The sequence below is a fragment of the Dyella sp. AD56 genome (assembly GCF_002878475.1).
In the GTDB taxonomy this organism is placed as follows: Bacteria; Pseudomonadota; Gammaproteobacteria; order Xanthomonadales; family Rhodanobacteraceae; genus Dyella.
The window spans coordinates 204,367-217,025 of sequence record NZ_NRDP01000011.1; the positions used below are offsets into that span (position 1 = coordinate 204,367).

A 12,659-nucleotide genomic window follows, 5' to 3' on the forward strand; every position below is an offset into this window, starting at 1 on the left:
CAAGGAGCTTCGCCGCGCCATGTCTTCGACGGGTTATTCGCTGCGCGCCACAGTCGTCGACAGCCTGCTCACCACCAAGCGACCGGATGTGCCGGTGCGCGTGGTCGTGCGCAACACCGCGGCGGTCGTCCTGCCGCTGGCGATTGGCATTATGGCTGGCCACCCAGGCATCGGCCTTGGTATTGGCGCGGGTGCGTTGGACACCATGTTCTCGGACCAGCCGGGCCCTTATCGCCAACGCATGACGCGGCTGCTGCTCGCCTCGCTTGCTGCCGGGCTGGCGTCACTGATCGGTTTCCTGATCGGCGACCAACTGATTCCTATCCTGATCGCCACCGCCGCCTTCGGCTTCTTCGGTGGCATGTTGGTGGTGTTCGGCGCCGACATGGCGCGCGTGGGCATGACCAGCATGATTCTGTTGGTGGTCACGGCCGCCACACCGCGACCATTCGGCGAAGCCCTGGGCGCATCCGCATTGATCTTCGCCGGTGGATTGCTGCTTACGCTGTTTTCGGTAGCGGCATGGCCGCTGCAACGCTACCGTCCGGAGCGCCATGCACTGGCTGAGGTATATCGCGGCCTATCGTCGCTCGCGCGGCAGCAGGAGCATGACGACGCCGACGTGCCCGCGCTGACCGATGCCATGACCACGCTGCAACACACGCTGCTGGGACGCCACCATGCGCGCGGCCGCGCCATGGAGGCCTTCGGCGTGCTGTTGGAACTGGCCGAACGCATCCGCCTCGAACTCGTTGCCATGGCTGAGCTGCGTGCCAACCCCACCATCCACGCCATGTTCCGCGGGGACGCAGCGCGCGTACTTGCCGCCATCGCGGATGCGCTGGAGGTAGCCGAGTCGCCACGACAGGCCGAGCACGCCTTGCAGACGTTGCAAGCCAGCGAGAACGCCCTGCTCGTTAATGGCGGCAATGCGGATGGCCTGGCCACGCATATCCACGCCCTATCGGGCCAGCTTGCCGCAGCCGTACGTAATGCCAACTGGGCCGGCAGCCGTGGCGAATTGCGCGCCGCCGCCGCAGAAACACCGCTACCCGCTGCGCTGCGCAGCAGTTCGGCGCGCGCGACCCTACGTGCAAACCTGACGCCGCATTCGGTGGCTTTTCGCCACGCCATACGCACCGCCATCACGCTCTCGGCCACCCTGCTCGTCTCACGCGAACTCGGCCTGCCCCATGGTTACTGGCTACCCATGACGGCAGCCATTGTGCTGCGCCCGGATTTTGCCGCGACCTTCAACTTCGGTCTGTTACGCGTGGTCGGCACGGTACTCGGCCTGGTGCTCACCACCGCACTGCTGCACTTCACACCGCACGACCCGTGGGCGCACCTCGCACTCATGGCGGTGCTCTGCATGGGTTTCCGCTATCTCGCCACGGCACACTACGGCGTGGCGGTCGCGGCGCTCACCGGCACCGTGGTGATCCTCTTGTCGTTCGAGGGCGTGAACTCCAGCGATGCGGTACTGGACCGTGTGATCAACACGGCGCTGGGCAGCGGCATGGCCTTGCTGGCCTATGTGCTTTGGCCCACGTGGGAGCGTGCACGTGCGCGTGCGGCCCTCTCAGACATGCTCGATGCCTATGCCGATTACCTCAACGCACTCGCCCGCCCCGAGCGTCGCGACGGTCGCCGCGAAGCACGCACCGCAGCCCGCACCGCACGCAGCAACGCGCAGGCATCGCTTGACCGCATGCGCGCGGAACCGGGTACGCCAGCGCCATTGCTGGAACTGGCCAATGCGCTCTTTTCCAACGGCAACCGCCTCGCACGTACGGCGATGACGCTGGAAGCACTGATCGATGATCACCACAGCCTGCCGGAAACGGCGGAGATGTGTTCTTTCGTGGACCACGCCGCCGGCGCACTCCACGCCATCGCCAACGCCTTGCGTGCGCAGCGTGCTCCCGAACACCTACCCGACCTGCGCGGCCTGCAGCGCACCTTCGCGGCACTGCTGAACATGGCTGAAGACCGCCAGGCCGCCGAATTGCTCGCGCGCATCAGCGACCGACTGGTAGACAACGTGAACACGCTCGCGCACATCACGGGGCGCAGCCACAGCAAGTCCACGGCAACGGTGTAAGCCGGGCCTATCCTCTGTAGCGGCGCACTTGTACGCCGCTACGTTGGGAACGCTGCCTCAGGCCCCCACGCGGCGACGCACCGCATCGATATCTCGAATGGGCCATACGTCGATGCGCCCCGTGCGCGCCCACGGGAATTCCGAGGCGATGCGCAGGGCTTCGTCCATGTTCGCCGCCTCGATCACGTTGAAGCCGCCCAGGTATTCCTTCGCCTCGGCGAATGGGCCATCCATCACGCTCATTTTTTCGTCGCGCATGCGCAACGACTTGATCTGACCAGGGGATTCGAGCTGCACGGAATCGAGCAGGTGGCCCTGATCGCGCAGTTCATCGGCATGCTCGAAACAGCCGCGCATCATGGTGTCGAACTCGCCTGCCGGCAGGGCATCGAGCAGGGTGTCGTCGTTGTAAATCATGACCAGGAACTTCATGTTGCCTCCCACGGCAAGGGAACGCGATGGCACCCGCCATGATGACGGGAAATCCTTGCGCTTTGCATCTTCCAAATGGCGGTAGTTCACCCGTGCGCCGTACGTGCGGCGGTTCCGTCAGCGCTGTCGGAATCTCGCTTCCCCTGAGCGGGTGACCCTGAGCGCTCCCGATTACGCTGCACCGCGCCGAGACGGCGCCCCGGCCGTGGCATACACTCTGGAGCATGCTCAAAATCGATACGCACGCCCACATCCTGCCCCGTGACTGGCCGAACCTTGCCGCCAAGTTCGGTGACGAGCGCTTTCCCGTGATGATCCACAACGACGGGCGCCATCGCATCTACAAAGATGGCAAGTTCTTCCGGGAGGTCTGGGACTCCGCCTTCGACCCGCAGCAGCGCATCGACGACTACGCCCGTTTCGGGGTGAGCGTGCAGGTGGTCTCCACCGTGCCGGTGCTGTTCTCCTACTGGGCGCCGGGCTATCAGGCGCTGGAACTGCATCGCCACCTGAACGACCAGATGGCGCAGATCTGCAACGACTATCCGCGCCACTATGCCGGCATCGGCACCGTGCCGCTGCAATCGCCGGATCTGGCGATACGCGAGCTGGAGCGTTGCATCGATGAGCTCGGCCTGCAGGGCGTGCAAGTGGGCTCGCACTGCAACGACTGGAACCTCGACGCGCCGGAGCTGTTCCCCTTCTTCGAGGCCGCGGCCGACCTTGGCGCTGCGATCATGGTGCACCCGTGGGACATGATGGGCGCCGCCAGCATGCCCAAGTACTGGCTGCCCTGGCTGGTCGGTATGCCGGCCGAACAGGCGCGTGCAGGCTGCTGCCTGGTGTTCGGCGGCGTACTGGAGCGCCTGCCGAAGCTGCGCGTGATGCTGGCCCACGGCGGCGGCAGCTTCCCCTGGTCCATCGGCCGCATCGAGCACGGCTTCCGCATGCGCCCGGACCTGGTGGCCACCGACAACCCGCGCAACCCGCGCGAGTACCTCAAGCGCCTGTATTTCGACTCCTGCGTGCACGACCCGCAGGCCCTGCGCTACCTTCTGGATGTGACCGGGGTCGAGCGCGTGATGCTGGGGACCGACTATCCTTTCCCGCTGGGGGAACAGCATCCGGGCAGCGGTATCGAGTCACTCGAACTCGGTCACGCTGACCGCGCGCAGCTCTTCCACGGCACTGCCCTGGAATGGCTGGGGCTGCCGTTGCACCGATTCCAACCCCACGCCCAACAGGAAACGGCATGAGCTTCTTCCGCAATACGGTTATCGCCAGCCTCCTGGTGCTCAGCGGAGCCGCAAAGGCTTCCGACGTCAGCATGGCGGGCGGCAGTGTCACCTTCAGCACGCCCGACCAGTGGATGGGCATCATGGAAACCGAAGGCGACCCGGAAGTGCGCGTGTTCCAGGTGCCCGACCCGTCGCCCAACGGCAACAACAGCCTTGCCCGCATTTCCGTCACGGTGAAGCAGGTGAGCGACAACGGCGAGTTCCAGCAATACGTCGCGGGCGCCATGGGCAAGGCCAAGGCCCTTACCGGCTATCAGGCAGCCACCGGCGGCGCGGCGGACAACTTCGTCTACACCGCGCAGGAAAATGGCGCGCAGTACAGCTACAGCGAGCGGTACTGGTTCAAGAACAACCATGCCATCCAGTTGCGTTGCGTGCGACCGGCGCAAAGCCAAGCCGGCGCCGCATGGCAAAATGCGTTCGACAAAGGCTGCAGCGATATCGCCGCACGCCTGAAGTAAGCCGCTCATTCGCGTCGTGCCGCCATCAGCACGACGCTTCTGCAAGAGACTCCCCGATGTCCGCTCCCTTCGAAGCCACCCTTGCCTGGGCGCAGGCCCAGGATGCCGCTGATCCGCTGCGCAGCTTTCGCGACGAATTCCTGATTCCTCCGCACGAAGGCCACGACAGCCACTACTTCTGCGGCAACTCGCTGGGTTTGCAGCCACGCGCCGTGCGCGATGCACTGAGCGCCGAGCTGGACGACTGGGCCGGGCTGGCGGTGGAAGGCCACTTCAAGGGCCGTCTGCCGTGGATGAACTACCACGAGTTTGTGCGCGATGACCTTGCCGCCGTGGTGGGCGCGCAGCCGTCCGAAGTGGTCGCGATGAATACGCTGGGCGTAAACCTGCACCTGATGATGGTCAGCTTCTATCGTCCCACGCAGGAACGCCACGCCATTCTGATCGAAGCGGGTTCGTTCCCAACCGACCGCTACGCAGTGGAGTCGCAAGTGCGCTTCCACGGCTTCGACCCAGCTACGTCACTGATCGAACTTCAAGGCGACGAAGCGAATGGCACGATATCCATGGAAGCCATCGAGCGCGTGCTGGCCGAGCACGGCTCGCGCATCGCGCTGGTGATGCTGCCGGGCGTGCAGTACCGCACGGGTCAGGCCTTCGACCTCGCGGCCATCACGCGCCTGGCCAATCGCCATGGGTGCATGGTGGGCTTTGACCTGGCGCATGCGGTGGGCAACCTGCCACTGCAGTTGCACGACACCGGCGCGGACTTTGCCATCTGGTGCAGCTACAAGTACCTCAATAGCGGCCCGGGTGCCGTCGGCGGCGCCTTCGTGCATGGGCGCCACGCGCGCACCACGCTGCCGCGTTTCGCGGGCTGGTGGGGCCACGACAAGACCACGCGTTTCCAGATGGGTCCGCAGTTCGTGCCGACCTATGGCGCGGATGGCTGGCAGCTCAGCAACCCGCCCATCCTCGCGCTGGCACCGCTGCGCGTGTCGCTGGAGATCTTCCGTCGCGCCGGCATGTCGAATCTACGCGAGAAATCGGTGCGCCTTACCGGATATCTGGAATGGCTGGTGCAGACGCAGTTGAGTGATGTGCTGGAAGTAGTGACACCACGCGATCCTGCACGCCGTGGTTCGCAGCTTTCCATCCGCGTGCAGGGTGGCCGCGCGCGCGGCCGCGCCCTGTTCGAGTACCTGATGGAGCAAGGCATTGTCGGCGACTGGCGCGAGCCGGACGTGATCCGCATTTCGCCGACGCCGCTGTACAACCGCTTTGCCGATTGCGTAGCGTTTGTCGAAGCCACCCGACGCTGGGCGCAGCAGGGATGATCAGACGGCGCGGCTGATGCCGCGCCGTGCCAACGCATCGCCCACAAAAGCCAGCGCACACAAACCGAGGCCGACCACGCACACGCCCGTCCAGCCGGCGATGGCCCACGCACTGCCGGCGGCTACGGCACCCGCGCCACCGCCGATAAAGAACACGCCGACGAAAAGGCCATTCAGACGGCTGCGTGCTGCCGGATCGAGCATGTTGACGGCACGCCGCCCCAGCGTCTGGTCACCGACGGCACCTGCATCCAGCACGATGGCCGCCACCACCAGCAGGCCCAGCGCCAGCCGCGGATGGCCTGCAACATCCAGCCCCAGCCATCCCGCGCCGGCCACGCCCGCCAGTACGAAACCAGCTGTAGCCACCACGTGAGCAATGGGCATGCCGACCACGCTGTAGCCACGGTCGCCCGCCTTGCCCGCCAACGGTGCGACCACCGTGCCAGCCACACCGGCCAGGGCAAACCAGGCGAGGCTGTGACTGTCCAGCAGAAATGGCGCTTGCACCAAGCGCAACGCGATCCCCGTCCAGAAGGTACTGAACGCGGCCATGAGGATCGCCGCAGACACCGCATACCGGCGCAACACCCGCTCGTTACGCCAGAGTGACCACATGGACGCGATCAACCCGCGGTACGAGGTATGGACGGGCGGCTGCCGTGTTGGCAAGGCAAACCACAGGGCGACGGCAAGCAGTGCATCGAAGACGCCCAACAGGCCGTAACACGCGCGCCAACCCCACGTGCCTTCAATCAGGCTGGCGAACGGACGCGACAACAGAATGCCGAGCATGACGCCACTCATTACGTTGCCCACCGCACTACCGCGATGTTCTGGCCTTGCCATGGCCGCCGCCAGCGGCACAAGAATCTGGATGGCGCACGATGTCGTGCCCGCCACGCACACCGCGAGCAACAGCCACCATGCCTGCTGCGCCACTGCCGCCGCACCCAGCGCCAGCGCGCAAGCCACCAGCGTGAACGTGGTGAGGCGGCGATTCTCGAACAAGTCGGCAAGCGGCACGAGGAACAACATGCCCACCGCGTAACCCAACTGCGGAAGCATAGCCACGAGGCCGGTCAGCGAGGCCGGTAGGTGCATGGCGCGGGCCACGGGGCCAGCGAGCGGCTGTGCGGCCGTGAGGTTGATGATGATGACGCCCACCGCGAAAGCGAACAGCAGCGTCAGCGGCGTGGTGAGTTCCGTTTGCACTTCATCCGCAGCGATTTCGATACGGCGATGGGAGCGATATTCCATGACCTGAGGCCTTGCCATTCATCAGGCTATGGATGCTAAATACAGTCAGACCATGATCACAGTGAATAATATTCATAAACTTCATGCGCATTTAGCATAATGAAAGAGACTATCCACGCATGAATACGCGAGACGTCAGGGCTTTCGTCGCCGTCGTGGACACGGGCTCCATCGTGCAGGCCGCAGCCCAGTTGCACCTTACCCAGCCTGGTGTGACACGCCGGGTACAGAGCCTGGAGGCCCTGCTGGGCATCGAGCTGCTGAACCGCCAATCCAAGCCACTGCGCCCCACCGCGGCGGGGCTGGAGATCTACCGGAAAGGCCGCGATCTACTGGACGCGGAAGCGAGCCTGCTCGCGCTCGCCCGCACCGACACGGAACCCACCGGAGAGTTTCGGCTAGGCATGCCCCCGTATCTCGCCGAGCGCGCCCTGGCCGGACCCATCGACCAGCTCCGCCTGCGCTTCCCCGGCCTTACCCTGCGCGTTCACTCGTCCTGGTCGCCTGGGCTGATGGAACAGGTTGAGCAAGGGCAATTGGACGTTTCCGCGGTACTGCTGTCGGAGAGCTCGCCACCACCACAGGCCATGACCGCTCACGCCTTCGACCGCCAGCCAATACGCATCGTGGCGGCGCCCTCGCTCGGCTTGCGCGGCCGCGTGTCGCTCAAAGACCTTTCCGCATTCCCGTGGGTGCTCAGCCAAAACGGATGCGGCATGCGCTCCACGCTTCAACGAACCATGGAAGAGCGCGGCCTGCCCTGCAACGTCGGCGTCGAAGCCTTCGGCTCGGACCTGCAACTGTCACTCGTCGCGCGTGGCACGGGCATCGGCATTGTCACCCCTGACCTGTTGGCCGCCAGTCCATACCGCAAGCAGGTCAAGGTGCTCACTGTCACCGACTTCCAAATGGACATGATCGCTTGGCTGATCCACCGCGCCCTGCCGCCTCGCCTGGAAGTACCTGTGGCACTCCTGCTGGAACAACTCAGGCTGCTAACGTCGCAACGGCCACGGCCCCGCTGAACCAGTGACCGGGACGTCTGGCCGTCCGTTTAACCACCGGCGGGATGGTTAGTAGCTTTGCCATCATCACCATCAAGACAAGGAAAGCCCATGCGCAACGCTTCGCTCGCACGACTGGCCTGCCTGCTTGCCCCCTTATTCGTACTTTCTACGGCATGCGCACAGAGCGCAGACGCCATTCCCACCGGCGATGCCCTCAACCACACCATCGCCGCGCTCGACACCAAGGTCTTCGATGCCTACAACACCTGCGACCTGAAGACCTTCGGCGGGTACTTCAGCGAAGACGTGGAGTTCTACCATGACACCGGTGGCCTCATGACATCCCGCGACGCGGTGGTGGATGCCACGCGCCGGAACATCTGCCACAAGGTGCGCCGGGAACTGGTTGGCTCCCTCGAGGTATATCCGATCAAGGACTATGGCGCCATGGAAGTTGGCTCACACCGCTTCTGCGAGCTCGATACCGGCAAGTGCGTGGGCGTTGGCAAGTTCCTCAACATCTGGCGCTATAAGGACGGCCAGTGGCAGATGACACGCGTGATCAGTTACGACCACCACGCCATCGAGACTGGGAAATAGCCCACAGCTTTCATCCAGGAGCGCACGCATGCGCTCCTGGATGCTCAGTGACGTCGTCAGACGAGGCGGCTTTCCGGATGCCGCACTTGCCCTTCCCCGCGCACAACGAAGCGCTCGATAGTCAGCGACTCCGCGCCCATCGGGCCGTAGGCATGCAAGCGCGTCGTCGAAATGCCGATCTCCGCGCCCAACCCCAGCTGTCCACCGTCGGAAAACCGCGATGAGGCGTTGACCATCACCACCGCGGAGCGCAGCGACTGCACGAATTTCCTCGCCGTCGCATCGTCGTTGGTGGCAATGACCTCCGTGTGATCCGAGCCGTAGCGGCGAATATGGGCAATCGCTTCGTCGAAGCTGTCCACCACACGCACCGCGATAATCAGATCGAGAAACTCGGCCGCGTAATCGTCCTCATCAGCAACGCTCACGCCGGGTACGAGTGCACGCGTGGCGGCATCACCGCGCAACTCCACGCCGCGTTCGCGCAACGCGGTGGCGGCACGAGGTAGAAAGTCGCTCGCCACGTCGCGATGAATCAGCACGGTTTCCAGCGCATTGCATACACCTGGGCGAGATGTCTTGCCATCGACCAGCAGGTTTAACGCAAGCGTCAGATCGGCAGAAGCATCCACGTAGAGGTGACACACACCCTTGTAGTGCTTGATGACCGGCACGCGCGCATGCTCCGTGACGAAGCGGATCAAACCCTCGCCACCGCGCGGGATGGCTAGGTCCACCACGTCGCTCAGCTGCAGCAGTTCGACCATGGTCTCGCGGCGAAGGTCCTCTACTAGCGTCACGGCCGCCTCGGGCAGGCCATGTGCGCGCAATGCTTCATGCAAGGCTGCGGCGATAGCACGGTTGGATTGGAGGGCCTCGGAACCACCGCGCAAGATCACCGCATTACCTGCCATCAGGCAGAGTGCGGCAGCGTCGGCGGTCACATTGGGGCGGGCTTCGTAAATCATCGCCACCACGCCGAGCGGAATGCGCACGCGCTCCACCACGACGCCATTGGGCAGCGTGTCGCGACGGGTGACGATCCCTACCGGATCGGGCAGCGACGCGACCTCGCGCAATGCATGGACGATGCCGGCCACGCGCACCTCGTCCAGGCGAAGACGGTCGAGCATCGCACCCTGCAGCCCTTTCTCAACAGCTGAATGTATGTCCTTCGCGTTCGCCTCAAGGACACCGGCTGTGCGACGCGACAAGACATCAGCCATGTCATTCAGCAGCGCCCGCTTCGCCGGAGTATCGAGCACCGACAGCAGCGGTGCCGCATCGCGGCAGGCGATGGCCAGTGAACGGATGTCACTCATGCGTCGATATCTCCCGTGCTTTCGATCTCGGCCAACGTGGCAAGGTCGTCGCGATGCACGATCTCGGCGCCATAGCTGTAGCCAAGCACGACATCGATATCGCGACTGTGACGCCCAGCCAGCCGCTGTACCTCGGTTGCACCGTACTGGCACAAGCCGCGCGCGATGGCTCGACCGGATGCGTCGACGATCTCCACCAGATCGCCACGATGGAATTCGCCGGCTACCTCCAGCACCCCACCCGGCAACAGTGAGGCGCGTCCACTCGCCAGCGCCTTCACGGCGCCCGCGTCTACCTTGACGCATCCCGGCGCCGATGGTGCATGACGCAGCCAGTACTTGCGCGCCTGCATGCGGCTGCGCCCCGCCGCGAAATAGGTGCCCCGCAACTGGCCCTGTGCAAGCGCTGCAACGGTGTCGTCATGCCTGCCGCTGAACAGCGCCGTGGGTACGCCGGCCGCCGCTGCCTTGGCGGCGGCCTCCAGTTTGGTGCGCATACCACCGGTGCCGACAGCACTACCGCTGCCGCCGGCCATGGCCACGATCTCGGGTGTCAACGATTCCACCCGTACCAACGGTACGGCGGAAGGATCGCGACGCGGGTCGGCTGTGTAGAGCGCATCGATATCCGATGCAATCAGCAGCAGGTCCGCATCCACCAGCGCCGCTACGATGGCCGCGAGGTTGTCGTTATCGCCCAACTTCAACTCGTCGACCGCGACGGTGTCGTTCTCGTTCACCACCGGCAGCACGTCGAGTGCGAGCAGTTCGCGCAAGGTGGCCCGCGCGTTGAGATAACGTCTGCGGTTACGCAGATCGTCATGCGTCAGCAACACCTGGGCAACCGGGCACGGACTGAGCGACTGCCACAGCGCGATCATGGGTGCCTGACCCAGCGCTGCCAACGCCTGTTTTGCAGCAAGATCACCGCCGCTGGGCGCATGGGCGCGCAACTGCGCACGACCCGCCGCCACCGCACCGGACGACACCAGCACCACCTGCCGGCCTGCGACGCGGCTCGCCTGGATGAAACCCGCCAGGGCGGCGGCGTAGCGCGGAGTAAGGCCACCGCCATCGGCGGCCAATAGGTTGCTACCCACTTTGAGGACGGCACGGCGCCATGATGGCAACGCCTGCGCAGAAATGGCGTCGCTCATGGGTTCGCCTCTAAGGGTGCATCGATGCGGTCACCATGGCTGCGGGGTGACGAAACGACCAGCATCCGCACTTCCGCACCACTGTCGTTGCGCACCTGGTGAGCCGCACCGGGAGGCACGTGCAAGCCATGCCCTGTCGCGAGCCGATGGGACGTCCCCTCCAGCTCCAGGGTCAGCTCGCCCTGCAGCACGTAGAAGAACTGGCGGGAGCACGCATGCCGGTGGCGAACTTCCCAGGTGCCCGGCGGCATGCGCTCTTCGATCACACTCAGGTCGTCACCGGCCAGCAGATGCCAGCCGTCGCAACCCTGTCCCCATCGGTAATGTTCGGCACTGCCCGTACTGACGGTTCCCATGCCGATGCTCCGTTTAGCCGTCCAGACGATCGAGTCTATCGCGCAACACATCCAAACGCAGGTCATGACCGGATCCGGGCGACACACGGGCCGCGAGGCTGGCCTCCGGCGTACGTCCTTCGCCCGCTGAGGCAGCGGCGTCTGCCGCAGCGCGATAGGCATCACGGAACGGCACGCCCGCTGCGGCCTGCTCAATGGCTACGTCAGTGGCATACATGGCTGGCTCGATCGCGGCACGCATGGCCGGTTCATTCCACTCCATGCGCGCCAGCAGGTCGGGCACCAGCTCCAGCGCGGCCAGGCCATGACGGCAACCGTGGAACAACGAGCCCTTGGAGAACTGCAGGTCACGCTGGTAGCCAGACGGTAGCGATAGCAATTGCTCGATCTCGGTGCGGGCCGCCGCCACGCTCGCGTAACTGGCGCGCAGCAGTTCCACCACGTCCGGATTGCGCTTGTTCGGCATGATCGAGCTGCCGGTGGTGTACTCGGACGGCAGCTTCACGAAATTGAACTCCGCCGTGGTGAACAGCGAGAGATCCCACGCCATGCGACGCACGTCGAGCAACGCACCGGCGATGGCTTCGAGGACGGCCATCTCGAACTTGCCACGCGACAACTGTGCATAGATCGGCGACACCTGCATGCGGGCAAAGCCCAGCGCCTGCGTGGTGTGCTCGCGATCCAGCTTGAGGTTTACGCCATAGCCGGCGGCGGTACCCAGCGGATTGGCATCGATCAGCAGCGCCGTCTGCTGTGCGCGCAACGCGTTGTCGATAAAGCCTTCCGCGAAGCCGGCAAACCACATGCCAGTCGACGACACCACGGCACGCTGCAGGTGCGTATAGCCCGGCAAGGGAATCGCCGGTTGCGCTGCGCGATCGAGGCAGACCTTGGCGATGGCGCGGCAGTGCTGCTCCAGTGCGCCGAGCTGCTCCTTCAGCCACAGGCGCGTGGCAACCAGGATCTGGTCATTGCGGCTGCGGCCCGTATGCACACGGCGGCCCGCATCGCCCAGGCGCTCGGTCAGGCGTGCCTCGATGGCCGAATGGCCGTCTTCGTAGCGATCGTCCAGCACGAAGTGGCCGGCGCGGAAGTCTTCCGCCAGCACATCCAGTTCGCGCTTGAGCGCCGCTGCTTCATCCGCGCTCACGACCCCGATGTTGGCCAGGCCTTCGACGTGCGCCTTGCTTGCGGTGATGTCGTGCAGGAAGAACTCGCGATCCAGTATCACATCGTCGCCGGCGAGGAACGCCATGATGCGCGCGTCGATCTTGATGTTGGATTTCTGCCAAAGGGGTTGGGTCATGGGTATCTCCCTGCAA

General features: G+C 64.8%; 12 protein-coding genes. 6 read left to right on the forward strand and 6 right to left on the reverse strand.

Translation table 11 applies throughout. The features are described 5' to 3' along the window. The first annotated feature begins 19 nt into the window (after positions 1 to 19). A complete protein-coding gene (locus DyAD56_RS09140) occupies positions 20 to 2,104 on the forward strand; it encodes an FUSC family protein (protein ID WP_102302447.1) in 2,085 nt (694 codons plus the stop codon). Positions 2,105 to 2,161: 57 nt separating this feature from the next. Here DyAD56_RS09140 and DyAD56_RS09145 read toward each other — a convergent pair whose 3' ends face one another. Beyond that, on the reverse strand, positions 2,162 to 2,536 hold the full coding sequence (locus DyAD56_RS09145; RefSeq protein WP_102302605.1) for a YciI family protein: 375 nt from the start codon (positions 2,534 to 2,536) through the stop codon (positions 2,162 to 2,164). A 224-nt stretch (positions 2,537 to 2,760) separates the two neighbouring features. Between DyAD56_RS09145 and DyAD56_RS09150 the strand changes: the two genes are divergently transcribed. Genes DyAD56_RS09150 through kynU form a run of 3 tightly spaced genes read left to right on the forward strand, consistent with a single transcriptional unit; the run spans position 2,761 to position 5,632 of the window. Next, positions 2,761 to 3,792, forward strand: a complete 1,032-nt coding sequence (locus tag DyAD56_RS09150) for an amidohydrolase family protein (RefSeq protein ID WP_102302448.1) — start codon at positions 2,761 to 2,763, stop codon at positions 3,790 to 3,792. Next, the gene (locus tag DyAD56_RS09155) at positions 3,789 to 4,295 is read left to right on the forward strand and encodes a hypothetical protein (protein ID WP_102302449.1); all 507 of its coding nucleotides are present in this window, start codon (positions 3,789 to 3,791) and stop codon (positions 4,293 to 4,295) included. Before DyAD56_RS09150 ends, DyAD56_RS09155 begins: the two co-directional genes overlap by 4 nt. Before the next feature lie 56 nt (positions 4,296 to 4,351). Then, entirely contained in the window at positions 4,352 to 5,632 is a 1,281-nt protein-coding gene (kynU, locus tag DyAD56_RS09160; RefSeq protein WP_102302450.1) for a kynureninase, read from the forward strand. Here kynU and DyAD56_RS09165 read toward each other — a convergent pair whose 3' ends face one another. After that, positions 5,633 to 6,892 carry an MFS transporter gene (locus DyAD56_RS09165; protein ID WP_158241301.1) on the reverse strand — a complete coding sequence of 420 codons (1,260 nt, stop codon included), beginning with the start codon at positions 6,890 to 6,892 and terminating at the stop codon, positions 5,633 to 5,635. Between the two features lie 119 nt (positions 6,893 to 7,011). Here DyAD56_RS09165 and DyAD56_RS09170 point away from each other — a divergent pair, with 119 nt between their 5' ends. Further along, positions 7,012 to 7,917, forward strand: a complete 906-nt coding sequence (locus DyAD56_RS09170) for a LysR family transcriptional regulator (RefSeq protein ID WP_102302452.1) — start codon at positions 7,012 to 7,014, stop codon at positions 7,915 to 7,917. Positions 7,918 to 8,007: 90 nt separating this feature from the next. Continuing rightward, positions 8,008 to 8,499, forward strand: coding sequence for a nuclear transport factor 2 family protein (locus DyAD56_RS09175; protein WP_102302453.1), 492 nt, complete (start codon positions 8,008 to 8,010; stop codon positions 8,497 to 8,499). 56 nt (positions 8,500 to 8,555) lie between these two features. Here the strand turns inward: DyAD56_RS09175 and DyAD56_RS09180 are convergent, their stop codons facing one another. Genes DyAD56_RS09180 through argH form a run of 4 tightly spaced genes read right to left on the reverse strand, consistent with a single transcriptional unit; the run spans position 8,556 to position 12,643 of the window. Beyond that, entirely contained in the window at positions 8,556 to 9,821 is a 1,266-nt protein-coding gene (locus tag DyAD56_RS09180) for a glutamate-5-semialdehyde dehydrogenase (protein WP_102302454.1), read from the reverse strand. After that, positions 9,818 to 10,978 (reverse strand): glutamate 5-kinase, encoded by a 1,161-nt coding sequence (gene proB / locus DyAD56_RS09185; RefSeq protein WP_102302455.1) that lies wholly within the window; start codon positions 10,976 to 10,978, stop codon positions 9,818 to 9,820. Before proB ends, DyAD56_RS09180 begins: the two co-directional genes overlap by 4 nt. Then, the gene (locus tag DyAD56_RS09190) at positions 10,975 to 11,334 is read right to left on the reverse strand and encodes a cupin domain-containing protein (RefSeq protein ID WP_102302456.1); all 360 of its coding nucleotides are present in this window, start codon (positions 11,332 to 11,334) and stop codon (positions 10,975 to 10,977) included. The genes proB and DyAD56_RS09190 overlap by 4 nt, the downstream gene beginning before the upstream one ends. Before the next feature lie 13 nt (positions 11,335 to 11,347). Continuing rightward, complete coding sequence (argH, locus tag DyAD56_RS09195) at positions 11,348 to 12,643, reverse strand: argininosuccinate lyase (protein ID WP_102302457.1); 1,296 nt, start codon at positions 12,641 to 12,643, stop codon at positions 11,348 to 11,350. Positions 12,644 to 12,659: the final 16 nt, after the last annotated feature.

Excerpts from the sequence above, each read along its gene's own strand:
- DyAD56_RS09140 (WP_102302447.1), top strand. The coding sequence starts at position 20 with ATGTCTTCGACGGGTTATTCGCTGCGCGCCACAGTCGTCGACAGCCTG.
- DyAD56_RS09145 (WP_102302605.1), bottom strand. The coding sequence starts at position 2,536 with ATGAAGTTCCTGGTCATGATTTACAACGACGACACCCTGCTCGATGCC.
- DyAD56_RS09150 (WP_102302448.1), top strand. The coding sequence starts at position 2,761 with ATGCTCAAAATCGATACGCACGCCCACATCCTGCCCCGTGACTGGCCG.
- DyAD56_RS09155 (WP_102302449.1), top strand. The coding sequence starts at position 3,789 with ATGAGCTTCTTCCGCAATACGGTTATCGCCAGCCTCCTGGTGCTCAGC.
- kynU (WP_102302450.1), top strand. The coding sequence starts at position 4,352 with ATGTCCGCTCCCTTCGAAGCCACCCTTGCCTGGGCGCAGGCCCAGGAT.
- DyAD56_RS09165 (WP_158241301.1), bottom strand. The coding sequence starts at position 6,892 with ATGGAATATCGCTCCCATCGCCGTATCGAAATCGCTGCGGATGAAGTG.
- DyAD56_RS09170 (WP_102302452.1), top strand. The coding sequence starts at position 7,012 with ATGAATACGCGAGACGTCAGGGCTTTCGTCGCCGTCGTGGACACGGGC.
- DyAD56_RS09175 (WP_102302453.1), top strand. The coding sequence starts at position 8,008 with ATGCGCAACGCTTCGCTCGCACGACTGGCCTGCCTGCTTGCCCCCTTA.
- DyAD56_RS09180 (WP_102302454.1), bottom strand. The coding sequence starts at position 9,821 with ATGAGTGACATCCGTTCACTGGCCATCGCCTGCCGCGATGCGGCACCG.
- proB (WP_102302455.1), bottom strand. The coding sequence starts at position 10,978 with ATGAGCGACGCCATTTCTGCGCAGGCGTTGCCATCATGGCGCCGTGCC.
- DyAD56_RS09190 (WP_102302456.1), bottom strand. The coding sequence starts at position 11,334 with ATGGGAACCGTCAGTACGGGCAGTGCCGAACATTACCGATGGGGACAG.
- argH (WP_102302457.1), bottom strand. The coding sequence starts at position 12,643 with ATGACCCAACCCCTTTGGCAGAAATCCAACATCAAGATCGACGCGCGC.